22 protein-coding genes and 1 pseudogene are annotated in these 24,138 nt (G+C 72.6%); 3 read left to right on the top strand and 20 right to left on the bottom strand.

Translation table 11 applies throughout. The annotated features are described in order from the left end of the window. Positions 1-141 precede the first annotated feature (141 nt). A complete protein-coding gene (locus IBX62_05855; protein MBE0476604.1) occupies positions 142-867 on the top strand; it encodes a DUF2318 domain-containing protein in 726 nt (241 codons plus the stop codon). A gap of 86 nt (positions 868-953) precedes the next feature. Further along, a complete protein-coding gene (locus IBX62_05850; protein MBE0476603.1) occupies positions 954-1,451 on the top strand; it encodes a flavodoxin family protein in 498 nt (165 codons plus the stop codon). A gap of 44 nt (positions 1,452-1,495) precedes the next feature. Here IBX62_05850 and IBX62_05845 read toward each other — a convergent pair whose 3' ends face one another. The 15 genes and pseudogenes from IBX62_05845 to folP form a co-directional block, all read right to left on the bottom strand. After that, positions 1,496-2,842: a DUF58 domain-containing protein gene (locus IBX62_05845; GenBank protein MBE0476602.1), complete on the bottom strand. Its 1,347-nt coding sequence runs from the start codon at positions 2,840-2,842 to the stop codon at positions 1,496-1,498. Between the two features lie 10 nt (positions 2,843-2,852). Continuing rightward, positions 2,853-3,812 carry a MoxR family ATPase gene (locus IBX62_05840; GenBank protein MBE0476601.1) on the bottom strand — a complete coding sequence of 320 codons (960 nt, stop codon included), beginning with the start codon at positions 3,810-3,812 and terminating at the stop codon, positions 2,853-2,855. Then, the gene (locus IBX62_05835; protein MBE0476600.1) at positions 3,805-4,959 is read right to left on the bottom strand and encodes a DUF4350 domain-containing protein; all 1,155 of its coding nucleotides are present in this window, start codon (positions 4,957-4,959) and stop codon (positions 3,805-3,807) included. Before IBX62_05835 ends, IBX62_05840 begins: the two co-directional genes overlap by 8 nt. After that, positions 4,956-6,011, bottom strand: coding sequence for a DUF4129 domain-containing protein (locus IBX62_05830; GenBank protein ID MBE0476599.1), 1,056 nt, complete (start codon positions 6,009-6,011; stop codon positions 4,956-4,958). Before IBX62_05830 ends, IBX62_05835 begins: the two co-directional genes overlap by 4 nt. Further along, positions 6,008-6,925 carry a hypothetical protein gene (locus IBX62_05825; protein ID MBE0476598.1) on the bottom strand — a complete coding sequence of 306 codons (918 nt, stop codon included), beginning with the start codon at positions 6,923-6,925 and terminating at the stop codon, positions 6,008-6,010. The genes IBX62_05830 and IBX62_05825 overlap by 4 nt, the downstream gene beginning before the upstream one ends. Further along, positions 6,922-7,899 (bottom strand): annotated as a pseudogene (locus tag IBX62_05820) (biotin--[acetyl-CoA-carboxylase] ligase). Before IBX62_05820 ends, IBX62_05825 begins: the two are co-directional and overlap by 4 nt. Positions 7,900-7,913: 14 nt before the next feature. Next, entirely contained in the window at positions 7,914-8,642 is a 729-nt protein-coding gene (locus tag IBX62_05815; protein MBE0476597.1) for a DedA family protein, read from the bottom strand. A 6-nt stretch (positions 8,643-8,648) separates the two neighbouring features. After that, complete coding sequence (locus IBX62_05810) at positions 8,649-9,137, bottom strand: hypothetical protein (GenBank protein ID MBE0476596.1); 489 nt, start codon at positions 9,135-9,137, stop codon at positions 8,649-8,651. 31 nt (positions 9,138-9,168) lie between these two features. Then, complete coding sequence (gene nadC, locus IBX62_05805; protein ID MBE0476595.1) at positions 9,169-10,080, bottom strand: carboxylating nicotinate-nucleotide diphosphorylase; 912 nt, start codon at positions 10,078-10,080, stop codon at positions 9,169-9,171. 3 nt (positions 10,081-10,083) lie between these two features. Then, on the bottom strand, positions 10,084-11,829 hold the full coding sequence (gene nadB, locus IBX62_05800; GenBank protein ID MBE0476594.1) for an L-aspartate oxidase: 1,746 nt from the start codon (positions 11,827-11,829) through the stop codon (positions 10,084-10,086). Then, on the bottom strand, positions 11,829-12,773 hold the full coding sequence (gene nadA, locus IBX62_05795; GenBank protein ID MBE0476593.1) for a quinolinate synthase NadA: 945 nt from the start codon (positions 12,771-12,773) through the stop codon (positions 11,829-11,831). Before nadA ends, nadB begins: the two co-directional genes overlap by 1 nt. 14 nt (positions 12,774-12,787) lie before the next feature. Continuing rightward, positions 12,788-13,639, bottom strand: a complete 852-nt coding sequence (locus tag IBX62_05790) for a pantoate--beta-alanine ligase (protein MBE0476592.1) — start codon at positions 13,637-13,639, stop codon at positions 12,788-12,790. A gap of 9 nt (positions 13,640-13,648) precedes the next feature. Continuing rightward, a complete protein-coding gene (panB, locus tag IBX62_05785) occupies positions 13,649-14,476 on the bottom strand; it encodes a 3-methyl-2-oxobutanoate hydroxymethyltransferase (protein ID MBE0476591.1) in 828 nt (275 codons plus the stop codon). Positions 14,477-14,674: 198 nt separating this feature from the next. Continuing rightward, the gene (folK, locus tag IBX62_05780) at positions 14,675-15,514 is read right to left on the bottom strand and encodes a 2-amino-4-hydroxy-6-hydroxymethyldihydropteridine diphosphokinase (GenBank protein ID MBE0476590.1); all 840 of its coding nucleotides are present in this window, start codon (positions 15,512-15,514) and stop codon (positions 14,675-14,677) included. Between the two features lie 98 nt (positions 15,515-15,612). After that, the gene (folP, locus tag IBX62_05775; protein ID MBE0476589.1) at positions 15,613-16,407 is read right to left on the bottom strand and encodes a dihydropteroate synthase; all 795 of its coding nucleotides are present in this window, start codon (positions 16,405-16,407) and stop codon (positions 15,613-15,615) included. A gap of 150 nt (positions 16,408-16,557) precedes the next feature. Between folP and IBX62_05770 the strand changes: the two genes are divergently transcribed. Then, the gene (locus tag IBX62_05770; GenBank protein ID MBE0476588.1) at positions 16,558-18,006 is read left to right on the top strand and encodes a CCA tRNA nucleotidyltransferase; all 1,449 of its coding nucleotides are present in this window, start codon (positions 16,558-16,560) and stop codon (positions 18,004-18,006) included. Positions 18,007-18,037: 31 nt separating this feature from the next. Here IBX62_05770 and folE read toward each other — a convergent pair whose 3' ends face one another. From folE to IBX62_05745, 5 genes are all read right to left on the bottom strand, one after another. Then, on the bottom strand, positions 18,038-18,607 hold the full coding sequence (gene folE, locus IBX62_05765) for a GTP cyclohydrolase I FolE (protein ID MBE0476587.1): 570 nt from the start codon (positions 18,605-18,607) through the stop codon (positions 18,038-18,040). Positions 18,608-18,765: 158 nt separating this feature from the next. After that, entirely contained in the window at positions 18,766-19,692 is a 927-nt protein-coding gene (locus tag IBX62_05760) for a type II secretion system F family protein (GenBank protein MBE0476586.1), read from the bottom strand. 1 nt (position 19,693) lies between these two features. Beyond that, positions 19,694-21,622 (bottom strand): VWA domain-containing protein, encoded by a 1,929-nt coding sequence (locus tag IBX62_05755; GenBank protein MBE0476585.1) that lies wholly within the window; start codon positions 21,620-21,622, stop codon positions 19,694-19,696. Beyond that, complete coding sequence (locus IBX62_05750; GenBank protein ID MBE0476584.1) at positions 21,619-22,974, bottom strand: CpaF family protein; 1,356 nt, start codon at positions 22,972-22,974, stop codon at positions 21,619-21,621. The genes IBX62_05755 and IBX62_05750 overlap by 4 nt, the downstream gene beginning before the upstream one ends. After that, positions 22,964-24,133 carry a P-loop NTPase gene (locus tag IBX62_05745; GenBank protein MBE0476583.1) on the bottom strand — a complete coding sequence of 390 codons (1,170 nt, stop codon included), beginning with the start codon at positions 24,131-24,133 and terminating at the stop codon, positions 22,964-22,966. Before IBX62_05745 ends, IBX62_05750 begins: the two co-directional genes overlap by 11 nt. Positions 24,134-24,138 lie beyond the last annotated feature (5 nt).

Here is a 24,138-nt window from a genome sequence, read left to right as displayed (position 1 = left end):
CGTGGGGCGGACAGCGCACCTCGTCGATGCGCGAACGGCCTCATGGCACGAGACGAGCAGTCCCGGTGGCGACACGGGGGTGCCCGCCGCGACCTCTTCGCCTGGCAGCGACGGCACCTCGTCCAGGACTGGAGGTCGGGAATGGCCAAGAAGGGCAAGAAGCGGGGTTCCGGGGGCACCAAGCGCAGCGAGGCGGGAACCGAACGGGGTTCCGGGGGCACCAAGCGCAGCGAGGCCGACAAGGGACCGCATGCGCCCGCCAAGAGAAGCAGCGGGAAGACGCTGCTGATCGTGGGGACGCTCGCCGTGGTCGGGACGGTGATCGCGCTCGCCGTCGCCAACGGTGGCTCCGGCGGAAGGACCGGCGGGCAGGCCACTTCGGAGGAGCTGAAGTACCTGGGGCGGTTCCTCCCGGAGGGCTACGAGGAGCCCAAGGTGGCGGAGCCCACCATCTACACGTCGTCGGTGGGGATGTCCCCCGTGACCGCGACCCAGGACGAGCAGCAGCTGTCGATCCCCGCCGCGGATGTCGTCGCGAACAAGATCGTCGTCTTCGAGTACGAGAAGGACAGCGGCGAGGCGCTCCCCATGCTCGCCTACGTGAAGCCCTCAGGGAAGCTGCTCGTGGGTGTCAGCTACTGCCCGCCGTGTCAGGGAGAGGGCCAGACGATCACCGCAGACGGGACGTTGACCTGCGACTCCTGCGGGACCAAGCGCAACCTCGAATCGCAGACCGGGATCAGCGGCCCCTGCAAGCTCTATCCTCTGGACGAGCTGCCGAGCACGGTGGCAGGTGACCGGATCGTAGTGGAGAAGAGCGTCATCGAGGCCTGGTCGCCGCAGCCGCTCGACAGGAAGATCGGGTAGCCGTCCGTGATCGTCGAGATCCCCCAGAGACCGTAGAGGCGATACCGGCTCGGGTTGGATATCCTCAAGACGCGAGGAGGGGGCCCATGAAGGCTGTCGTGGTGTACGAGTCGCTCTGGGGCAACACCGCCGCCGTCGCCCGCGCGATAGCGGAGGGCATCGGGCCCGAGACGCGGGCGGTGCCGACCGACGAGGCCACGGGCGCGGAGGTCGCCGGCGCCGACCTCGTGGTGGCAGGCGCCCCGGTGATGGGGTTCCGGCTTCCCACCGAGCAGAGCCGGCGCGGTGCCGCCACCGGCGCGGGCAGGGCGCCCTCGCCACCCGACCTGTCCCACCCGTCGATGCGCTCCTGGCTCGACGAGGTGCCCGAGGGGCACGGCCGCGCGGCCGCGTTCGAGACGCGCCTCTGGTGGTCGCCGGGCGGATCGACCAAGGCGATACTCCGCGGGTTGGGCAGCAAGGGATACGATCCGCTCGGCAAGGGGGAGCGCTTCGTCGTGACCGGGCAGTACGGTCCCCTGCGCGAGGGGGAGCTGGAGCGGGCGCGTGCCTGGGGAGCGGAGCTCGCGAAGACGGTGAGCTGAGCGGTAGCCGAGGCCACGACCGTGCCTCGCCGCCGCCCCCTCCCCTACAGCAGCCCCCGCGCCTTCACCTCGAGGTAGCGGTTGACCGACGCCACCGAGAGTCTCTCCGGCAGCACGTCCAGCACGAGCGAGCCGCGCGAGGACAGCAGGGCCAGCGCGTCGGCCTTGTCGCGCAGGACCCCCTCGGCCACGGCGGCCCGGTACGCCTCCGCCTCGGTCCGTACCGGCCCGCGCGCGAGCCCTTCGATATCGCGATTGCGCTGCGTCACGACCAGCGGCAAGTGACGCGGGAACAGGCCGCGCAGCGTGTCGAGCAGCCGGCGGGAGGGCTCCGCGCCGACGACGTCGGTGAAGAGCACGACCAGCGAGCGCTTCGGCATGCGCGCGGCGAGGTAGCGCAGCGCACGGGCGTAGTCGGGCTCCTCGAGCCGCCCCTCGGCGCGATGGAGCTCGTCCAGGATGGCGAGGAAGGCGCGGTGTCCTCGGCGGGGAGGCAGGTAGGCGTCCACATCACGGCCGAAGACGAGCAACCCTATCTGGTCGCCTGCCCGCGTGCCCATGAACGCGAGCAGCAGCGCGGCGTTGACCGCGCGATCGAGCTTGGAGAGCGCGCCCGCGCGGCCCTGCATCATGCGGCCGGTGTCGACGGCGAGCACCACCGTCTGGCTTCGCTCGGGCTGGAACCGGCGTACGACCGGCGCGCCGCGCCGCGCGGTGGCCTTCCAATCGATGTCGCGGAAGTCGTCGCCGTCGGCGTAGTCGCGCAGAGACTCGAACTCCGTGCCCGCTCCCGAGGTCCGCAACGTCTTGATCCCCAGCTCGCGCAGCTGACCCTTGCGCGCGGCGAGCGCGGCGGCGCGCACCGCGGTGACGTCGGGGTAGACGTCGGCCGGCCCGGCCAGCGGGACGTCGAAGCGGCGTGCGGCGAGCCTGCGGGGCCCGTAGCTGCGCACGCCGGGATCCCCGAAGGCGAACGAGCCGCGCGACGGCGGTGTGAACGCCAGATCGAGCTCGACGCGCCTCATCGGCCCGACCCGTACCCCGCGGCGCAGGCGCTCCCCCGCGAAACCGGGCGGCGGCGTCTCGCGAACGTCGAGCAGCGCGGACTCCTGCGAGCCGTTGGTGATCGAGAGGGTGGCGGGGTTGGCCACGCCGATGGAGAGCTTGACCGGTAGGCTGCGCCCGATCGCGAGCCGTTCCGCCGGGACCGCGGCCCGATAGTCCGCCACGGCTAGCCCGGCCAGGACGGCGAGCCAGGACAGGGCGGCGACCCAGGGCCATGGTCCCGGAAGCCACACCACGACCGGAACGGGGACGACCGCCAGCAGCGCCGTCCTCGGCGTGACGTGGATGCGGCGAAGGGCGGCGGCCGTGTCGCGGACGAGGCTCATCGGCGAGAGGTCACCTGGGCACCGGTACCGAGCCCAGGACGTCCTCCAGCGCGCTCTCGGCGGCGACGCCCTCCACCTCGACCTCGGGGAGCAGCAGCAGGCGGTGGCGCAGGCACGGGCGCGCCATCGTCTTGACGTCGTCGGGCGTCACGAAGGCCCGGCCGTCGAGCAGCGCGCGCGCCTTTGAAGCCACCAGCAGCGAGACGCCCGCACGGGGTGAGGCGCCGAGCGCGATCGAGACGTGCTCTCGTGTCGCGCGCACGATGGCCGCGACGTAGTCGAGCACGGCGGGGTCCACCGTCACCGAGTCCAGGGCGGAGCGCGCGGCAAGCACGTCTGCGGCGGTCGCGACGGGCTTCACATCGAGCACGTCGAGGTCGGCGGTCTCGAGGCCGCCGAGGTGGCGGAGGAGGATCTCGGCCTCCTCGGCCTCGTCGGGGTAATCGATGAGCACCTTCTGCTGGAAGCGGTCGAGCTGCGCCTCGGGAAGCGGGTAGGTGCCCTCGTACTCCACCGGGTTCTGCGTGGCGACGACCATGAACGGGACCGGCAGCGCGTGGCTCACGCCGTCGATGGTGACCTGGCGCTCCTGCATCGCCTCCAGCAGCGCCGCCTGGGTCTTCGGCGGCGTGCGGTTGATCTCGTCGGCGAGCACGACGGAGGCGAACACCGGGCCCTGTCGCAGGCGGAACCGTCCGGTCGACGCGTCGTAGACGTTCGTGCCGACCACGTCGGCGGGCATGAGGTCGGGCGAGAACTGGATGCGCTTGAAGCTCGCGTCCAGAGAGCGGGCCAGCGCGCGGGCGAGCAGCGTCTTGGCCGTGCCCGGCACCCCCTCGAGCAGCACGTGTCCGCCCGTGATCAGCCCGATGAGCAGGCTGTCGACGGTCGCGCCCTGCCCGACCACCGCTTTGGCGACCTCCCCGCGTACCCGCTCGGCGAGGCCCGTCACCGCTCCTGTGTCAGCCATCGATCCCCTCCACCTCCGTCCGGGCGGCGCGGATCGCACCGGCCGCATCGAGGAACGCTTCCTTGCCCGGCGCCCTGGCGCCGGCGGTGCCGGCTCCGCCGCCGCGCACGAGCCGCGAGAGCTCCAGCGCCTCGCGCGCCGCCGCGTGGTGCGCGAGGCCGGCCGCGAGCGTGCCGTGCCTGCGGGCCAGAGCGCGACGCAGCCCCTCCTCGAGCTCGTCGAGCGCGACTTCGCGCGCGCCGGCCTTGCGGTAGAGCTCCCCGAGCTGCGCGATGTAGCCGCTGCCGCGCGCCGCCCCCCGCACGGGCTCGGGCACCGGCGGCCCGATCCGCCGTCCCCACGCCAGCAGCGCGAGCACCACGCCGGACAGCGCGAGCACCAGCGCGGCGCGGCCGCCGGCGCCCAGGCGGTCGAGCAACCCGCCTCCCCTCACGTAGCCGTGGTGGTACTCGTCGAAGTGGATCCCGCCGCCCTCACCGTCCTCGGCGGCCGCGGCAAGCAACGTCGCCAGGCGCGCGTTGTCGGCCTCGCCTATGCCGGCGTTGGCCACGGGGAACGTGCTCGAGAGCCACACGACCTCACCGTCGCCGACGGCAGCGCTGACGAGCGCCTGGCCGGACAGGTCCTTCATGTGCGTGGCCCACTCCGGCCCGCTCGTCAGCAGTCTCGCCGAGCCCACCCGCACCGAGACCACCCCCTCGGCGTACGCCGAGGGCAGCAGCGGAGAGAGCTCGTCGTCGTCCTCGCCGCGATGCCGCACCGACCCTCCCAGCTCCAGGCCGCCGAGGAGCTCGTCGGCGAACTGCCCCGCGAGCACGAGCCGCCCGCCGCCGCGCACCCAGCGCGCGACGCGCGCTCGCTCCCCCTCGGTGGGCGCCTGCACCGGCGGCGTGTCGGCGGCGAAGACGATCGTCGCCGGCGGGCCGGGAAGCTCGTCGAAGGAGCGCAGCACCTCCGGGTCGTAACCCAAGGCGCCCAGGTAGTCGAAGTAGGTCCTCAGCCCGTCGTCGGCGGTGCTGAACGTGGAGGACGGCGAGCCGGTCACGTACAGCCTGTTCGCGACCACGATCGCAGCGGCGTAGGCGGCGATCAGCGCCACGACCACGACCGCCACCGTCACGCTCGTCCGGTCGGCTCGCACGCTCATGCCGCCACCGCCCGCAGCACCTCGCGGTAGCGCTCGCGGGCGTCGGCGAACCCGGCGGCGCCGGGGTCCGCATGCCCGTACCAAGCCCGCTCGAACCGCCCCGTCAACTCGGCCAGCGGGCCGAGCGCCGCCGCAGCAGCAGGGCCGACGTCGGCCAGCAGCTCGGCGTCGGTCCGCGTGCGCGTCTGGGCCACGACGCCGGTCTCCACCAGGCGTCTCGCGGCCCCGCCGAAGAGCGCCCGCACCGCCGCCCGGTACTCGCCCGCGGCGGCGAGCTCCTCGGCGTAGGAGAGCGCGTCGGCGGGCAACCCCTCGGCCGCCGCGACGACCGGCGTGCCGGCCTCCTCGGCCTGCGCGGCGACCGCCCGGCCGCGGCGCGCGATCGCGGTGCGCGCGGCCAGCGCGGCGCGCACCGCGACGAACGCCAGCACCCCCACGAGCACCACCGTGACGACGGTGGTGAGGGTGATCCCCACGCGCGAGCCGCGCTGGGGCGTCAGCAGGGCGTCGAGGCGCTCCTGGAGCCACCGGAGCGCGCGCTCGACCAGCTCGCCGACCCGGCGCACCAGCGTGCTCGTGCGGCGCCCGCCGCGCTCGGCGAGCAGGCGCTGCAGCGCGCCCGGGTCGGAGCGGACGTTGCGCGCCGACGGCGCGCCGTCCACCGCGAGCGCGAGCGAGTCGAGGTGCGCCTCGACCCGCGCCAGCTCGCGCTCGCGCGCCGAGGGCGTGGACGCGCCGGCCAGCGAGACGGCGAGCCCGGAGAGCACCGACACGTCGACCTCGACCTCGCTCTCGCCCACACTCACCCGCTCGCCGTCGGGCAGCAGCGCCGTGAGGCGCTCGGCGAGCTTGGCGGCCTCCTCGGCGTCGGGGACCGGCTTCACATCGGCCACCCCGCGGCGAGCGGTCTCGACACGGCGCGCGTACTCCTCGGAGGTGGCGGCGGTACCGCCCTCGGCGGGGGCCGCCACCGCCGTCGGGAGCGCGGAGCCGGCCGTCAGCGCCGCCGCCAGGGCGAGCCCCGCGAACCGGCGGCCGCGGCGCTGTGTCACGCCTCGTCCTCCAGGGCCGAGGCCCGGACCATCAGGTCCATCCCTTCGCGGCGCGAGCGCAGGTCGAGGTAGAAGAGGTACCACGCCACCGTGCCGACCGGCACCGACAAGGAGACGGCCGCGCCATACAGGAGACCTTCCATGAGCTTCCAGCCCGGGGCCACCGGCCGCATCAGCGCGACGAACGGGTTCTCCGCCGGCGCGTTCATCAGCACGTCGACCACCTGCCGCACGACCGAGGGGGAGTTCACCGCCGCCATCAGCACCTGCAGCAGGACGGCTACGGCCAGGTAGAAGCCGACGACGCGCAGCGCTCGCCGCGAGGTCAACGCCCAGGAGCGCCGGAAGGCCGTGAAGGGGTTGGCCTGCTCGGCCACGGCGATCGTGGTCACGAGCGAGAGCCTGGCGGCCAGCCACGCGATGAGCGGCACGGCGATCAGCAGGCCGATCCCGAGGGTGAGCACGCCGACGAGCAGGCCCACGGCCGACAGCATCCCCAGCGCCACGTAGAGCGTGATCCCGGCGAGCACGTACCAGACGAGCCGCCGCCAGCCTCCGGCCAGCAGCTCGGCGGGGCGCATCGCTCGCCCGTGCAGCAGCGCCGGGAGCGCGGTTATCAGCGCGGACACGTAGAACGCGTTCACGAGCAGCAGCGCCATCGACGCGGCGTACTGCACGGTCGAGAGCGCGGTGAGGTCGAAGAGCTCCTGGGGCGGATCCGGCCCGGCCTCCAGAACCGGTATCAGCGCCAGGAAGCCGCGCATGTAGAACGACTGGAGCGTCCCGACGAGGACCGCCACCGGCAGGAGCAGGATCGCCGCGGCACCCAGCACGGCCCGCCAGCGCGCGCGCAGCAGCGCCAGCGTGCCGTCCAGGATCTCGCCGACGCCTCGCGGCGCGAAGTCCGGCTTCACCGCGGCGCTCCCCCGCCTCGAAGCGTCACCTCACCCGTGCTCACGCTCGTCCTCCCTCTCGGACCGTCGACCATCAGCCTACCGCAGCCGTCCACACCCGCGGCGGTCCCCTCCGCGACGACCCCACCGCGCGCGTCGGAGACGCGCACCTCCCGCCCTCCCAGCACCCAGCGAGCCTCGTACTCGCCGGCGAGCTGCTCGAAACCGCCGGCCAGGAACGCCAGGTAGGCGCCCCCGACGCCGTCGAGCGCGGCGGCGGCCACCGCGGCCAGCGGAGGCGCGGCGCCGCCGAGGGCGTCCTCGGCGTAGGCGGCGTCGGGGAACGGCGACCCGCCCGCCGGCCTGCGCACGTTCACGCCGATGCCGGCGACGACCCACTCGAGCGCGTCGGCCTCGGCCGAGACCTCGAGCAGCACTCCGGCCAGCTTCCCCGGCGCGGCCCCGCCCGCGGGCAGCACGACGTCGTTCGGCCACTTCAGCGCCGCCGGGACGCCGAGGGATCGCAGACCGCGCGCCACGCCCAGCGAGACCGCCAGCGGCAGCGGAGAGGCCTCGGGCAGCGGCAGCGGCGGCCGCAGCACCACCGAGAGGTACAGCCCGCCGGGCGGCGAGGACCACGCGCGCGCGAAGCGGCCGCGTCCCGCCGTCTGCCGGGCGGCCAGCACGACGGTGCCCTCGGGCGCACCCGCCCTTGCGAGCGCCTTGGCGTCGTCGTTCGTCGAGCCGGTCTCCCCCCCGCCGCGCAGGTCGGCCCAGATCGCCGAGTCCAGGAGCGGGGCGACCTCCTCGGGCAGCGGAAGGTCGGGCACCGCCGTGAGGGCGTAGCCCGAGCCGGGCGCGGCCTCGATCCCGTAGCCGGCCGCCCGAAGCGCGGCGACGTGCTTGGCGACCGCGGCGCGGCTCATCCCCAGCGCGCGCGCGACCGCCTCGCCCGAGACGCCGGAGGCCCCGGCGTCGCGCAGCGCGGCGAGGACGGCCCGGCGGGTGTTCACCACTTGCGCCCTTCGTCGTCGCCTCTCTCGCCGCGGACCGCCTCGGCGACCTCCTCGGCCGCTCGCTCGGCGACCTCCGCCGCCTCGCGCAGCTTGCGGGCGACGTAGCGCCGCCGCGCGATCACGGCCGAGACGATCACGACCACGAACAGCGCCAGCCCCGCGTAACCGAGCCGAGCGGCCAGGCCCAGCGCGCGGGGGAAGTTCTCGCCGAAGAGCACGCCGAGCCCGACCATGATCGAGGTGTAGATCACGGCGCCGAGCAGCACGTAGGCCTCGAACACCCACAGGCGCATGCGGCTCGCTCCGGCGATCATGGGCACGAAGTTCTTGATGCCGGCCGCGAAGCGCGACAGCAGGACCGTCTTGGAGCCGTGCACGTCGAAGTACTCCTCGGCCGCGCGGATGCGCTCCTCGGAGATATGGAAGCGATGCCCGTAGCGCATCAGCGCCGGCCTCCCGCCGCGCCTTCCGAGCAGGTAGCTCACGTTGCTCCCCGTCACCGTGCCGACGACCGATATCACCCACACGGTCGCCGGGTTCATGTTCTCGGCTTGCACGGAGACGAACGCCGCGGCCATCACGATGGTCTCGCCCGGGGTGACCGAGCCGATGACGAACAGGTTCTCCAGCACGGTGGCGCCGAAGGTGATCGGGTACCCGTACGCGCCGAGCAGCGCGAGGAACCAGTCCAGGACGGGGATCCCGGTGGCGGGGAGGTCCACGCCGCCTCAGCTCACGGGGCGGGAGACGCCGGGGCGCCCCCGCTCGATCGCGGCGAGCCACGTCTCCCACAGCGCCCGCCTCGGCTGGTAGGCGGCGAGACCGGCGGCGGAGACGAGCACGAACGGCGCGTACAGCGCGAGGCTGCCGTACATGGCGTAGAGCACGAAGCCCAGCAGCAGAGGCAGCTCCCACAGCGTGCAGCGCACGACCGAGATCGTGAACAGCTGGTCCCCCGCCTCGCCGGCCGACGTCCCGCCTTCGGAGGAGGGCCGGGCCGCGTGGGCCAGCATCATCGTCGTGACCAGCGGCGCCGACACGAGCGGCGAGAGCCCGGCGGCACCCATCACGAGGACGGTCAGCGGGTCCGGCGGCCGGGGGGCCGGATCGGACAGCCACGACACGAGCAGCAGCAGCGGCAGCACCGCGGCCACGGCGGCGCACGCGGCGCGCGCGCGGGTGTACGAGTGCTCGACACGCGGATCCTCGAAGGTCATCTCCCGCTCCCGCCGGAAGCGCCGTCCGCTACTACCGGTCTTCCTCATCCAATCCGAAGTCCAGCGGCCGCGCAAGCGTGATCGCGCCCGCCGACACCCGGTCCACGCCGGTCGCGGCGATCCCGGCGAGCCGCTCGAACGTGATGCCGCCCGATGCCTCGGTTCTCACCGAGCGGCCGGCGTCGGCCGCCGCCTCTCGTACCGCCGAGACCGCCTCGGCGAGCTCGGCGTCGTCCATGTTGTCCAGCAGCACCAGGTCCGCGCCGGCGCGCACGGCCTCCACGGCCTGTGCCAGCGTGTCGGCCTCGACCTCGACGAGCAGGCCCGGGACGTTCTCGCGCGCCCGCCGGACGGCCTCGCCGACGCCCCCCGCCCATCGCAAGTGGTTGTCCTTGACGAGCACCATGTCGTGCAGGCCGGCCCTGTGGTTCGCTGCGCCGCCGACGCGCACGGCGTACTTGGAGAGCGCGCGCAGCCCCGGCAGGGTCTTGCGCGTGTCGGTGACGGTGAGGCCGCCGGCGGCATCGGCCCACCTCCGTGCCTCCGTGGCTATGCCCGACAGGGTGCTCAACAGGTTGAGCGCCGTCCTCTCGCCGGCGAGCACGGCTCGCGCCTCGCCCTCGACCTCGGCCACCGCCTCGCCCCCCCTCACGGCGGACCCCTCGGCCACCAGCGGGTACACCTCGACGGGCTCGCTCAACGCGGCCGCCCGGGACAGCATGGCGTATACGCTAGCCGCCAGCGGCAGACCGCATACCACGCCCCCCTCGCGCGCGCGCACGACGCCGGAGAAGCGCACGCCCGCCGGCACGACGGCGGAGGAGGTGACGTCGCGGGCGAGCACCGACGGGTCGCCTCCGGCGAGCAGCGACGCGGCGGGCACGCCGAGGTCCTCGGCGAGGGCCGAGGCGACGAGCTCGTCGGCCGAGGGTGCCTCGTGCACCGGTCAGCCCTCGCCACAGGGCTCGGCGGCGGGTCGCGGCTCGGGGTGCTCGCCCACGGCGACCGTCTTGGGCCCCGCCGAGCGCCCCCAGATGAGTCGCACGCGCCAGTGCTCGTCGTCGCGCTCGGGGAAGTCGAGGCGACTGTGGGCGCCGCGCGTCTCGCTGCGCATCCACGCCGCGTGTGCGATGAGGGCCGCGACCGTGACCATGTTCTGCAACTCGAGCTCCTCCGCGCGGCGCAGCGAGACCGCCAGCATCCGCGCCATGCCGCCGAGGATGCCCGCCGCCTCGGCGAGGCTGCCCTCGGAACGGCGCGTGCCCACGAACTCGCTCATCGTGCGCTTCAAGGTGTCGCGTCCGACCTCCAGCGCGAGCGCCGACGTCGTCTCCGCCTCGCCGGAGACGACCCGGGAGGCGCGGGGACCGGGCACGCTCGCTCCCTCCAGTGCCCGAACGATGCGGCGGGAGAAGACGAGCCCCTCCAGCAGCGAGTTGCTCGCCAGCCGGTTCGCTCCATGAAGGCCGCTCGCCGTCACCTCGCCGGCGGCGTACAGGCCCGGCAGCGACGTCCTCCCGTCGATGTCGACCCAGACGCCCCCGATCATGTAGTGCGCCGCCGGCGCGACGGGGATCAGGTCTCGCGCGAGGTCGTACCCGGCCTCGCGGCATCGCTCCCACACCGTCGGGAAGCGCTCGCTCAGCATCTCGCCGCCCAGGTGCCGCGCGTCCAGCCACACGTTCGGCCGCCGGCACCGCGCCATCACCCGCTCCATCTCGCGGCTGACGACGTCCCGAGGAGCGAGCTCGGCGAGCGGGTGCACGCCGGTCATGAACCGCTCCTCGTCGCAGTCCAGCAGGTAGGCGCCCTCGCCGCGCAGCGCCTCGGTGATGAGGAACTTGGGCTCCGCCTCCGAGTCCAGCGCCGTGGGATGGAACTGCACGAACTCGAGGTCCGCGATGTCGGCGCCGGCGCGCCATGCCGCCGCGACGCCGTCGCCGGTGGCGATGGCCGGGTTCGTCGTGACGCGGAAGACCTGCCCGCATCCGCCGGTGGCCAGCACTACCGCGTCGGCCCAGTACACCTCGTTGCGGCCGCCGCCGATGTCGTGCGCGAGCACACCGGCGCAGCGTTCGCCCGCAGTGAGCACGTCCACCAGGAAGCGGTGCTCCCGCACGGTGACACCGCTCGCGGCGCGCAGTGTCCCCGTCAGCGTGCGCTGCACCTCGGCGCCCGTGGCGTCACCGGTGTGCAGGACGCGGGGGAGGCTGTGTCCGCCCTCTCGCGCCAGGGCGGGCCCGCCGTCGGCCGCGAGGTCGAAATGCACCCCGAGTGCCTGCAGGTCGGCCAGCGCGTCGGCCGCCTCTCCCACGACGGCCTGCACGACGCGCCAGTCGCACAGGCCCTGTCCCACCACCAGCGTATCGGCCAGGTGCAGCTCCACGCTGTCGGCCTCGCCCACGGGGCCGGCGATGCCCCCTTGGGCGTACCACGTCCCCGTCTCGGCCAGCGAGGCCTTGGTGAGCAGCGTCACCGACGCGCCGCGGGCGGCGGCGGCCAGCGCGGTCGTGAGACCGGCGATGCCGGAGCCGACGACGAGCACGTCGCACCTGTGGCCGGCCAGCTCCTCGGTGTCGAACGGGAGCAGGTAGCGGCGGCCGAGTTCCCGCGGGAGCGTCTCGGCGACCGCAGCCGGCGGCTCGGCCGGCGGGCGCGTCGGAAGGTCCTCGTGCCGGCCCCGCTCCGCCATCACCCGATCGCCACCATGCGCTCCACGGCGGCCCGCGCCGCCTCCGCGGTCTCGTGGGGCACCTCGATCGCCGGGGAGAGGTCGCGCAGGGAGTCGCGCACCTTCTCCAGCGTGGTCAGCTTCATGTTCGGGCACAGCGTCCGGCGCGCCAGAGCGTGGAAGCGCTTCCCCGGCGCCGCCTTGCACAGCCCGTGGAGCAGACCCTCCTCGGTCACCACCACGAACTCGCGCGCCTGCGACTCCCTCGCGCGCACGAGCATCTGGCTGGTGGAGAGCACCGCGTCGGCGAGCTCGAGCACGTCGGGCCGGCACTCGGGGTGCGCTATGACCTCCGCATCCGGGTGCTCGCGCTTGGCGCGGGCGACGTCGGCCGCGGTGACCTGGTCGTGCGTCGGGCACCAGCCCTCCCACGGCACGATCTCGACCTCGGGGACCTGTGACGAGATCCAGTGCGCGAGGTTGCGGTCGGGCGCGAAGAGGACCTTCGGCGCGCCGAGCGCCCGGACGACCTGCACCGAGTTCGCGGACGTGCAGCAGACGTCCGTGACGGCCTTGACCTCCGCCGAGGAGTTCACGTACGTCACGAGCGGCACGCCGGGGTGCTCGTCGCGCCACGCCCGGGCTTGCGCGGCCGTGATCATGTCCGCCATCGGGCAGCCGGCGCGCGGCTCGGGCAGCACCACCGTGCGCTCCGGAGCGAGCAGCTTGGCGGTCTCGGCCATGAAGTGCACGCCGGCGAAGACGATCACGGAGGCGTCGGCCGCGGCGGCGGTGCGCGAGAGGCCCAGCGAGTCGCCGACGAAATCGGCCACGTCCTGGATCTCGGAGCGCTGGTAGTTGTGCGCGAGCAGCACGGCGTCGCGCTCGGCCGCGAGCTCGCGGATCTCGCGCTGCAAGGACTCGGCGGGCTCGACGGCCGGCCTCCGGCCGCCGGGCGCGTTCATGCCGCTCGCCGCGCTCACGCCGTCCTCCCTGGCGCCAGCTCCGCGTTGTCGATCAGGCGCACGCCTCCGACCGTGGCCGCCACCACCGCGCGACCCGGGCGGTCCAGCCGCTCGAGCGGCTCGAGCGTCCGTTCGTCGACCACCTCCGCGTAGTCCGGCTCGATTCCTGGGGCGCTGGCCAGCGTGGAATCCATCGCGGCCGCGACCCAGCGCGCGTCGAGCTCGCCGCCGTGCGCGGCCTCGCGCGCGACCTCGAGCGCTCGCGGGAGCGCCAGCGCCGCCGCTCGGTCCTCGGGGGAGAGCATCGCGTTGCGGCTCGACATGGCGAGCCCGTCGGCATCCCTCACCGTCGGGCATCCCACCACGCGCACGCCGAAGTCCAGGTCGCGCACCATCCGCTCGAGGACCCGCAGCTGCTGGAAGTCCTTCTCGCCGAAGAACGCCAGGTCGGGGATGAAGACGTTGAGCAGCTTGACCACCACCGTGCACACCCCCGCGAAGTGCCCGGGACGGCTCGCGCCCTCGAGTACCCGTGCCAGCGGGCCGGGGTCGACCGTGACCTCGGCGCCTCCGCCGTAGACCTCCTCGGCCGTGGGCGCGAACACGAACGTCGCCTCTTCGGCGCGCAGGAGCTCGACGTCGCGCTCCAGGTCCCGCGGGTAGCTCGCCAGGTCGTCGGGCCGCTCGAACTGCGTCGGGTTCACGAAGACCGAGACGGCCGTCACGTCGCAGCGCCGCGCCGCCGCGCGCACGAGCGAGAGGTGCCCCTCGTGCAGCGCGCCCATCGTCGGCACGAGGCCCACGAGCGCGCCGCGGCGGCGGGCCTCGGCCAGCGCCTCTCGCACCTCCTCCTTGGCGATCAGCAGCTCCACGCGCTACTCCTCCGGCCCCTCGCGCCCGCCGACGGCGCGGCGCAACTCCTCGACGACGGCGGGCTCCATCCGCGTGCAGTTCGCCTCCGCGGGGAACTCGCCCGCGCGCACCTGCTCCGCGTAGCGGCGCACCGCCTCCACGACGGCGCCGCCGATCTCCGCGAAGCGCGAGGCGTGCCTGGGGGTCTGCTCGGTCAGCCCGAGGAGGTCGTGCAGCACCTGCACCTCGCCGTCGCATCCCGCTCCGGCGCCTATCCCGATCGTCGGGATCGCCACCTCGGCGGTCACCACTTCCGAGAGCTCGGCGGGGATGCACTCGAGCACCACGGCGAAGGCGCCGGCCTCGGCCAGCGCGCGGCACTCGTCCAGCAGCCGCAGCGCGGTGACGGTCTCGCGCGCCTGCACGCGGTAGCCGCCCATCGCGTGCACCGACTGCGGCGTGAGGCCGACGTGCCCTATGACGGGGATGCCGGCACCGACGAGGCGCTCGATCGTCGGCGCCACCTGGCGTCCGCCCTCCAGCTTGACCGCCTGCGCCCCGCCCTCGGCCATCAGGCGCCCCGCGTTGCGCAGCGCGTCCGCGGGATCGGCCTGGTAGCTCATGAACGGCATGTCCGCCACGAGCAGGGCGCGCTCCACGCCGCGGGAGACGGCCGCGGTGTGCCGCACCATGTCGTCCACGGTCACGGGCAGGGTCGAACCGTGCCCGAGGACGGTCATGCCCAGCGAGTCGCCCACGAGCACGACGTCCACGCCCGCGGCGTCGACGAGGCGCGCGAAGGCGACGTCGTAGGCGGTGATCGCGACGATGCGGCGGGTGGCGCCCTTCATGGCGCGCAGGCCTGTGACGGTGAGGCGCCGCTCCCGCTCCGGGGGCGTATGCTGGCTCACTGGCTCCCTCCCTCGGGCCTGGGCCCGGAGGTGGGCGAACGGCCCCCGCCTGCCGGGCGGTTCGGAGGTTGCGAGTATACCACCAGCTGCGCCGATGCCCTCCTCGGCGGCGCTTCGCGATCGGCGGCGCTCCGCCGGCTAGCTGCGCTCCTCGGAACGCTCCCGCTCGGCGCCCCGGATCGCCTCGACGGCCCGCTCGTACTCCGAGGCCGGCACCTTCAGCTTGATCTGCGCGCCGAGGCCCCACGGGTTGAAGCCGCCAGCCGGCGGGTGCGGGTCGTAGGCGTAGGGGATCCCCTCGTCCCGCAGTACCGACTCCTTGAACGCCAGCGGCGACTCCCCCGTGTCGAGGCGGCCGAAGCCGGCTGTCGTGGCGATCGTCCGCCACTGCCCCACATCGCCGGGAACCACCGGTCCCGGCGCTTGCGGCTCCTCCAGCGAGCACACCAGCTCCCCGCCCTCGGCGGGAACCGGCGAGAGCTCCTCGAACCCCGGCACCGGTCCGAGATCGTTCTTGCACCGGCCGAGCCACCCGCGCCTCGATACCGGGCGTCCGTCGGGGTAGCGCAGCCCCTTGGGCGCTACCTCCATCAGCGGGTGGACCACGAAATCGCGCTCCCCCATCCTCGGGTGAGGGATCGTGAGCGTCTCGCTGGCCCACTCCTCGTCGCCGAAGAGCAGGATGTCCAGGTCGATCACGCGCGGACCCCACCTCTCGCCGGGCACGCGTCCCATCGCCGCCTCTATGGCCTGCAACCGGCCGAGGAGCTCGTCGGCCTGCAGCGTGGTGCGGATGCGCGCAGCGGCGTTCGCGTACGTCGGCTGGTCCGGCACCCCCCAAGGCTCCGACTCGTACACGTGCGAGACGGCGCGCAGCCGGACCTCTTCCAGCTCGTCCATCTCCTTGAGCGCGCGCGCGATGTTGCCGATCCGGTCGCCGATGTTCGTGCCGAGGCCTATGTACGCTTCGACGGCCACGTCGCCTCCGCTCTTGCCGGCCCGGCGGGCCCCGCTGCCCAGAGCTCGCCCACTCGTCTCTCTACCCGCAGCAAGCCTGATGCCCACGGTCCCGCGCCTCAGCCGGCGCCTCCGATCGCGCCCGTCACGGCCAGGGCGCGCACCGTCGGCCCGACGTCGTGCACGCGCACCGCCGCCGCGCCCATGGCCGCCGCCCAGACCGCGGCGGCGAGGCTGCCCTCGAGCCGCTCCTCGGGGCCGCCTCCGGCGATCTCGCCGATGAACCGCTTGCGCGAGGCACCCACGACGACGGGGTGCCCGGTGGCGACGAGCTCGGGCAGCCGCCTCAGCAGCTCCAGGTTGTGCGCGGTCGTCTTGCCGAACCCGATCCCGGGGTCTATCGCGATGCGGTCGCGGTCGACGCCGGCGTCCACCAGCGTCTCGACGCGCCGGAGCAGCCACGCCTTCACGTCGGCCACGACGTCGCCGTAGCGCGGGTCGTCCTGCATCGTGCGGGGCTCGCCGAGCATGTGCATCACCAAGCAGCCCGCCGTGCTGCCGGCAGCGACCTCCACCATGGCTCCGTCCCGGAAGCCCGCGACGTCGTTGAGCACGTCCGCGCCCGCTTCCAGGCACGCCCGCGCCACCTCGGCGTGCCGGGTGTCGACCGAGACGGCGCAGCCCCCCGCCTCGGCGAGCCCGCGCACTACCGGCTCGATCCGGGCCACCTCCTCGGCCGGGGACACCTCGGCGGCCCCGGGGCGCGTCGACTCCCCGCCGACGTCCAGGACAGCGGCGCCGGCCGCCGCCATCGCCAGCCCCTCCCGCAGGGCGGCCTCCGCGTCGACGCCGCCGGGGCCGACGAACCGGCCGCCGTCGGAGAAGGAGTCCGGCGTGACGTTCAGGATGCCCATGACCAGCGCTCGATCCGTCGGCAGCTCGAAGCGGCCGCATCGCCACACGCCCACCGTCAGCTCCTCTCGCCGCCGGGAGTCCGCTCGCCGGCCCGCCGCTCGGGCGGCCCGTGGCGGATAGTATACGTCTGGAGACAAGAGGGGAGAGACATGTCCCAGGACCCGCGCCTGCCCGACGGCGCGCTGCGCCGGCGCATCGCCCCGGTCGCCGACCTGGCCTCCTCCCGCGGCGAGGAAGCGTACCTCGTGGGCGGGACGGTACGCGACGCGCTGCTCGGCCGCCCGCAGGCGCTCGCCGACATCGACGTCGCGCTCGGAGGCGACGCGCCCGCCTATGGGCGCGCGCTGGCCGGACGCCTCGGCGCCGCCTACGTGCCGCTGGCCGAGGAGCGCGGCACGGTCCGGATCGTGACTCCCGACCGCGTCACCTACGACGTCACCGCGTTCGCCGGCACGCTCGACGGCGACCTCGCGCGCCGCGACTTCACCATCAACGCGATGGCGTTCGGCCCGCTCGGCGCGGAGGAGGCCCTGATCGACCCGTTCGGCGGCGAGGAGGACCTGCGGGGAGGCGTCGTGCGCGCGGTGAGCGAGCGGGCCTTCGCCGACGACCCGCTCCGGACTCTGCGCGCCTTCCGGTTCGCGGCCACGCTCGGGTTCGGGATCGACCCGCAGACGCTGGACTGGGTCGGCGAGCACGCCGCCGACCTCACGCGCTCGGCGCCCGAGCGCACCGCCCGCGAGCTCTTCCTCATGCTCGCCGAGCCCCTCTCGGCCGCGTGCGTCACTGCGGCGGACGCGTGCGGCGTCCTGGCCGCCGCGCTGCCCGAGACGCTGCCGATGCGGGGCGTGACCCAGAACGAGTATCACCACCTGGACGTCTGGCACCACTCGCTGGAGACCCTCGCCATGCTGGAGCGTCTCCTCGGCGACCTGCCGGCGCTGGCCGGGGAGCACGCCCGGCGGGTGCTGGCCTTCCTCGACGAGGAGCCGGTGGAGGAGCGGCCGAGGCGGGCGCTGCTCAAGCTCGCCGCGCTCCTGCACGACCTCGGCAAGCCCCCGGCACGGCGCGAGGACGCCGGAAGGGTCACCTTCTACACCCACAGCCGCATCGGCTCGCGGGCGGCGCGAGAGGCCGGCGGGCGCCTGCGCCTGAGCGTGCGCGAGATCGCGGAGCTGGAGGCGTACGTGGACCGTCACCTGGTGCCGGCGGACCTGGAGGCGAGCCGCCCGCTCTCCGACAAGCGGCTCTTCCGCTTCTTCCGCCGCAACGGCGAGGCCGGCGTCGCGCTGCTGCTCCTCGCGGCGGCCGACGGGATGGCCACCCGAGGACCGGCGAGCGACCCCGCGCGGACCGAGTCGATGCGGCGCTTCGCCGGGGCGCTCATCGGCGAGTACTACGAGAGGGTCGGGCCCAGGCTGGAGACCCGCCCGCTCATCACCGGCGGCGACCTCATCGACGAGCTGTCCTTGCCGCCCGGCCCGCTGCTCGGCCGGCTGCTCGACGAGGTGCGGGAGCGGCAGCTCTCGGGCGAGCTCGCCACGCGCGACGACGCGCTGGCGCACGTGCGGCGGGTGCTGGAGCGCGCGGGGCGGTAGGCCGGGGACGAACGCCGGGAGCGTAGGCCCGCTACCCGCGGCCGGCCATGATCAGCGACATGGCCTCGGCCCGGGTGGCGGGGTTGGTCTCGAAGCCGCCGCGCACGGCAGAGGTCGTGGTGACGGCGCCGGCCTTCTGGACGCCGCGCATCGACATGCACAGGTGCTCGGCCTCGATCACGACCATCACGCCCTGGGGCAGCAGGTGCTCCACGATCGTGTCCGCGATCTGGGCGGTCAGGCGCTCCTGGACCTGCAGGCGCTTCGCGAAGACGTCCACGACGCGCGCCAGCTTGGACAGCCCGCAGATGCGGCCGTGGGAGCCGGGGATGTAGGCGACGTGCGCGCGCCCGATGAATGGAACCAGGTGGTGCTCGCACACCGAGTACAGGGGGATGTCGCGCACGAGGATCATCTCGCGGTGCCCCTCGTCGAAGGTCACGCAGAAGTGCTCGGCGGCGTCCTCGGTGATCCCGGCGAAGATCTCGCCGTACATGTCGGCCACTCGCTCGGGCGTGCCGAGGAGCCCCTCGCGCGAGGGGTCCTCGCCGATGCCCTCCAGCATCAGGCGTACACCTTCGATGATCTTGTCGCGGTCCAAGCGCGGCCTCCGTCCGGCGAGCCGCCCCCGCGGCCCGGCGTGCGTCACATCCTAACGCACGCGCTGCCCGGAAGGCAGCGAGGAACGCGCCAAACGGGAGGTGGAGGCGCGAGATGCATGGCAGGGCGCCGGACCCCCCGGGCATGCGCGAGTCAGGTTCAGCCGTTCCCGCCGAACAACCGCATCAGAGCGATCATCGCGGGGCCGAGCACGACGATCAGAGTCGCGGGCAGGATGAACAGGATGACAGGGAAGATCATCTTCACCGGCAGCTTCTGAGCCTGGCGCTCGGCGTGCTGGCGCCTCCTCAGACGCATCTCCTCCGATTGCACGCGCAGGACGTTCGCGATGCTCATCCCGAGGACGTCGGCCTGGACCATCGCCGAGACGAACGAGCTGAGGGGGGTGACGTCAGCTCGCTCCGCCAGACGCTTCAACGCCTCCTTGCGCGACGCTCCGGCCTGCACCTCCTGCAGGGCCCTCCCGAACTCGCGCGCGAGCGCGCCGTCGCTGTTCTTGACGTACTTCGACAGCGCGGCGTCGAAACCCAGACCCGCCTCGACGCTTATCGTCAGCATGTCCAGCATGTCCGGCAACTCGCGACGGATCCCGTCCTGGCGGGAACGGGTGACGGAGGAGAGCCACAGGTTCGGCGACAGGTATGCGAGCACCGCAAGCACCGCGAGGAACAGGAGCTTCATGCCGAACGACCAAGGGAGGAACGCGATGAGGGCGGCGGCCAGCGACGGCAGCAGCAGGGCCGTGCCCAGCTTCACGGCGAAGAACGACTCGGCGCCCATCCCGCCGGGCCTGCCCGCGATGGTGACCCGAGCGGAGAGGCGGCTCCAGTACTCCTTCGGCCACACACGCTGGAGGAGGCCATGCACGCCCCTGCCGAACGGGACCAGCACGCGCTCCTGGAACGACTGCAGGACCGGCTCGGCTTCCCGTATCTGCGCCATCTCGTAGTCGGTCATACCCTTCAGGCGGCGTGCGACCAGCTTCTCGTCGCCGAAGACCATCGACATGCCGCCGTACGCGAAGAGCGCCGCGGCCGCGAACACCAACGCGATAGTCACAGTCATCTCAGTACTCGATCCTCGATACCCGCCTGAGCCACATGACGCCGACGAACAGCAGAAGCCCGGCGCTGGTGAACATCGCCGCTCCCAGTGGGCTGCCGATCGCCGTCATCATGTACGTCGGGCTCATGAGCCAGAGCCCGCCCGCGACCGCGAACGGCAGGACCGTCAGGATGATCGCGGAGAGCTTGCCTTCGGCCGTGAGCGCCTCGACCTGGCGCTCCAGCGCCTCGCGGTCGCGAACGGAACGCGCTACGTTGTCGAGCACCTCGGCGAGGTTCCCCCCGACTTCGCGCTGGATCGCGACGGCCACGACGACCCAGGCGAACTGCCGGCTGCCGAGCCTGTCCGCGACCCCTTGGAGCGACTGCTCGACCGGCACACCCAGCCGCGTCTCGATCTGCACGCGCTTGAACTCGACGGAAGCGGGCGGCCTGCCCTCGTTGACCACCAGTTCGAGCGCCTGCTGCAGGCCCCAGCCGGTCCGAAGGCCTCCGGCGACCAGGTTCAGGACATCCGGCAGCTGGGCGTCGAACGCCGCCGTCCGCCTTCGGCCCTTGCCATCCAGGAGCGCGAGCGGGCCGACGCTGGCGAGCACGATGGTCACGAGGCTCAGCGTCAGATCGCCGGAAAGCATCTGGACGACCCAGCCGAGGAGCACGACCGTTGTGATGTGAGCGGTGATGTACTCGGCCGGCCTCAGGGAGACGCCCGCCCTCTCGAGCTTCTGGGCTATGGGCTGGGTGAAGCCGCGCCGTCCCGCCACCGCTCCCACAGCCTCGACGACCCTCGCGCACAGGTCGCGTTCCGGATCGCGAGGTGCGCCGGTCTCGCCGTGCAGTTGGTCGTAGTATCGGAGCTGGTCGAGTCGTCCCCGCCTTCCGAGGAGCGACAACAGTCCGGCGAATGCCAGGATGACGACGGAGCCGAACGCGAGCGAGACGGAGCCGACGAGGTAGGCGGGGGCGGCGGCGGGGACCGAAAGCCCCGTGCCCGCCCACTCCACGGCCTGGAGGTACGCCGGGTTGGGAAACACGGTGGCGGCCGTGGCATGCCTGCCGCCGGCCTCGGCACGGATGTCCACCTCGATGTCCTTCGTATGGGGCTCCGAGCTCCTGTAGGTGACCGAGTAGACGCTGCTGAACTCGCGCGCCAGCCCCGCGTAGTAGTCCGAGAGGCCGCCGCTGTCCGCGAACGAGACGCTCCTGCCCCGCGTCCGGGAGGCCAGAGTGCCGAGAGCGCTCTCGTTGAGGTCGGGGGATCGCAGGGCCACGGAGAGCACCACCGCGTTCGCATCCTGCAGTGCCCGTACCGTCATATCGAGGTTGCGTACGCTAGACGTGTCCCCGCCGTCGGACAACAGCACGACGACACGCCTCCCCTCCCGCGTCACGGACAGGATCCGCGCCGAGGTGACCAGTGCGTCATACACGGCCGTCCCGCCATGTGCCGTCAGCGACTCGACTCCCCGCAGGAGAGAGTCCCGGTCCCTCGTGAAAGGCACGACGACTTCCGGCTCGGAGCTGAACGCTACCAGCGCTACGGGCGCGCGCCCGCCCATGTCGGCGCAGAACGTCCTCGCAGCCTGTTGCGCGTCCTCGAGCGGTCTGCCCTTCATGCTGCGGCTCGTGTCCATGACCAGGACGATGTTCACGTCCGAGGCCTCCGGGTCCAAGCGTGACGACCTGGCCAGCCAGACCGCCTCCCCGTTCTCGGTCACCTCGAACTCCGGATGCGCGAGACCCTCGCGATCGAGCATCTCCGCGGGCAGCCCGATCTCGAGCGTGACCAGCGGGTACGAGTCCGCGTCGATGCCGTGCACGCTCAGGTCGAGACCTGCCTGGTCCGCCGAGGCGGTGAGCACGGGAAGCGTCGCCAGGGCTCCCACCAACAAGAGCGCCACGGATGTGTGCCGAAGGCCCTGCATCGTCACGCCCGCTCCGGCGGCTCGTACTCGAACAGGTCAGCCTGGAGCACGATACCGAGATCCTCCAGCTTGCGCACGACTTTGGGGCGCAGCCCCGTCGTCTTCAGCCTGCCGAGGAACCGCCCCTCGGGGTCCAGACCGGCGGAATAGTCGAAGTAGAAGATGTCCTGAAGGACGATCGTCTCGCCCTCCATGCCCTCCACTGCGGTGACATGCGTGGCGCGGCGAGACCCGTCGTTCAAGCGGGTGAGATGAACGATGAGATCGAGCGCGGCACACGCCTGTTGCCTGATGGCGGTGACCGGGAGGTCGAACCCGGCCATCATGACCATCGTCTCCAGCCGCGCCAGCGCGTCGCGCGCCGAGTTCGCGTGGATCGTCGAGAGCGACCCTTCGTGACCGGTGTTCATCGCCTGCAGCATGTCGAGCGCCTCACCGCCGCGTACCTCGCCCACGATGATGCGGTCGGGGCGCATCCTCAGGGAGTTGCGAACGAGGTCGCGTATCGTCACCTGCCCCTTGCCCTCGATGTTCGCCGGTCGTGATTCGAGGCGTAGCACGTGCTCCTGGTTCAACCGCAACTCCGCGGCATCCTCGATGGTCACTATCCGCTCGTCGTGCGGCACGAACGAGGACAAGACGTTCAGCAGGGTCGTCTTGCCGGTGCCGGTCCCCCCCGAGATGAGCACGTTCAGCTTCCCCCTCACCGAGGCCTCGAGGAACCGCACCAGGTTGGGAGTCAGCGATCCGAACCCTACGAGATCCTCGGCCGTGTAGGGCTCGACGGAGAACTTGCGTATCGTCAGCATCGGTCCGTTGACGGCGAGGGGGTGGATGATGGCGTTCACCCGGGAGCCGTCGGGGAGGCGGGCGTCGACCAGCGGGGAGCTCTCGTCGATCCGCCTGCCCACCCTCCCCACGATCTTGTCGATGATCCTCCTCAGGTGGTCCTCGTCGACGAAGCGCCGGTCGGTGCGGTGGATCTTGCCCGCGCGCTCGATGTAGACGGCGTCCGGGTTGTTGACCATGACCTCCGTGACCGACGGGTCGTTCAGGAAGCTCTCGATCGGACCGTATCCGAGCACGTTGTCCACTACGTCCTGGATGATCTCGCCGCGGTCCGCCTCGGAGAGCGGTGTTGTCTCCTCCCTCAGGTGCTCCCTGAGCCTCCGCTCGATCTCGTAGCGGAGGCCGATGCCGTCTCCCAGGTCGTCCAGCGCCGGTCCCATCTCCTCGATCAGGAGATAGTGAAGGTGCCCGGTTATCGCGTCCCTGGCCTTCCTTGAAGAGGGATCCGCCAAGACCTGGTCGGAGAATTCCCGCGGAGAGGCTTGAGCCAACCGGTCCCTAAGCGACATCGTCCGTCCTCTCCTGTTCGAAGCGCCGCACGACGTCCCGCGCGATCTCATCGATGCTGCGCGCCACCCTGGACTTGGGAGCGTCCAGAACCACGGGAACACCCTTGTTGATCGACCTGGGGACGAGCAGGTCGCTGGGTATCCGTGCTCCGATCGGAGCACCTATCGCTTCCGAGACCTTCCCCTCTTCCAGGAAGACCTTGCTGTCGGCCCTGTTGAGCACGAGGCGCATAAGATCCCCGTCGTATCCCAGCTGATGCAGCTTCTGCATCGAGATCTTGGTGTTCTTGATGCTGGCGACGTCCATCGTCGTCACCACGTAGACCGCGTCGCTCTGGTCGAGAGCCCCGAGGACGACGTCCGAGAAGGCCGGCGAGGTGTCCACCACGACGTAGTCGGCCAGCTTCCTGAGGTGGCCGATGATCCCGTTGACGCGTGCGGATGTTATCCCTTCGGAGTCCTCGGGACGCACCGGGGCGAGCATCGCCCTCACTCCCGAGGAATGCTCGACGAGCAGACCCTCGAGCATCGTCGAGTCGAGCCGTTCGTACACCTGGGCCGCGTCGTGGATCGTGCGCTTGGGCTCCAGGCCGAGGACGATCCCGACATCGCCGAACTGCAGGTCGAGGTCGAGCAGGATCACACGCTTGCCGTGGTTCCTCACCAGCGCGACGCCCAGGTTCGTCGAGAGGAACGTCTTGCCCACACCGCCCTTGGTGCTGAAGACCGTCACCACGCGCGCTTCGGGCTGGATCTCGCCGGGGTCTTCCGGCCCGCGCTTTCGCGCGCGCTCGAACGCGGCCGTCCCCGCCGCGCGCACGGCGTCGAGCACCTCCTGAGGAGATGCCTCGTCCACCGGCAGCACGTCACTCACGCCGCTGCGCATGGCCAGCCGCAGCAGCTCCGTGTCCAGATTCCTGGCGAGCAGGACGACCGCCGCATCGGAGCGGTTCAGCGCCTCCTCGATCCTGACGAGCGTCGCCGCGTCGGCCAGAGACGGCCCTACGACGAGCACCTGCGGCCGATCCGACGGCGTCAGGCGCTGGAGCGCGTCGTCGACGCAAGTCGAGCGCTCGACAGTGTCCTCGGCACCGCCGTCCAAAAGGATGACCAGCGGCGCCGATATCTGGTCTTCGGGTTCTGCGAGCAGGATCCTCATCGTCC

Source organism: Coriobacteriia bacterium (assembly GCA_014859305.1).
In the GTDB taxonomy this organism is placed as follows: domain Bacteria; phylum Actinomycetota; class Coriobacteriia; order Anaerosomatales; family Kmv31; genus Kmv31.
Note: the sequence above shows the minus strand (reverse complement) of the source record. Positions and strands in the feature narration are given on the sequence as shown.

What these genes read in the sequence shown, in the direction of transcription:
- folP (MBE0476589.1), bottom strand. Translation starts at nt 16,407, where the DNA reads ATGGGCATCCTGAACGTCACGCCGGACTCCTTCTCCGACGGCGGCCGG.
- IBX62_05840 (MBE0476601.1), bottom strand. Translation starts at nt 3,812, where the DNA reads ATGGCTGACACAGGAGCGGTGACGGGCCTCGCCGAGCGGGTACGCGGG.
- IBX62_05835 (MBE0476600.1), bottom strand. Translation starts at nt 4,959, where the DNA reads ATGAGCGTGCGAGCCGACCGGACGAGCGTGACGGTGGCGGTCGTGGTC.
- IBX62_05750 (MBE0476584.1), bottom strand. Translation starts at nt 22,974, where the DNA reads ATGTCGCTTAGGGACCGGTTGGCTCAAGCCTCTCCGCGGGAATTCTCC.
- IBX62_05810 (MBE0476596.1), bottom strand. Translation starts at nt 9,137, where the DNA reads ATGACCTTCGAGGATCCGCGTGTCGAGCACTCGTACACCCGCGCGCGC.
- IBX62_05855 (MBE0476604.1), top strand. Translation starts at nt 142, where the DNA reads ATGGCCAAGAAGGGCAAGAAGCGGGGTTCCGGGGGCACCAAGCGCAGC.
- nadA (MBE0476593.1), bottom strand. Translation starts at nt 12,773, where the DNA reads ATGAACGCGCCCGGCGGCCGGAGGCCGGCCGTCGAGCCCGCCGAGTCC.
- IBX62_05760 (MBE0476586.1), bottom strand. Translation starts at nt 19,692, where the DNA reads ATGACTGTGACTATCGCGTTGGTGTTCGCGGCCGCGGCGCTCTTCGCG.
- IBX62_05845 (MBE0476602.1), bottom strand. Translation starts at nt 2,842, where the DNA reads ATGAGCCTCGTCCGCGACACGGCCGCCGCCCTTCGCCGCATCCACGTC.
- panB (MBE0476591.1), bottom strand. Translation starts at nt 14,476, where the DNA reads ATGAAGGGCGCCACCCGCCGCATCGTCGCGATCACCGCCTACGACGTC.
- IBX62_05770 (MBE0476588.1), top strand. Translation starts at nt 16,558, where the DNA reads ATGTCCCAGGACCCGCGCCTGCCCGACGGCGCGCTGCGCCGGCGCATC.
- nadB (MBE0476594.1), bottom strand. Translation starts at nt 11,829, where the DNA reads ATGGCGGAGCGGGGCCGGCACGAGGACCTTCCGACGCGCCCGCCGGCC.
- IBX62_05745 (MBE0476583.1), bottom strand. Translation starts at nt 24,133, where the DNA reads ATGAGGATCCTGCTCGCAGAACCCGAAGACCAGATATCGGCGCCGCTG.
- IBX62_05850 (MBE0476603.1), top strand. Translation starts at nt 954, where the DNA reads ATGAAGGCTGTCGTGGTGTACGAGTCGCTCTGGGGCAACACCGCCGCC.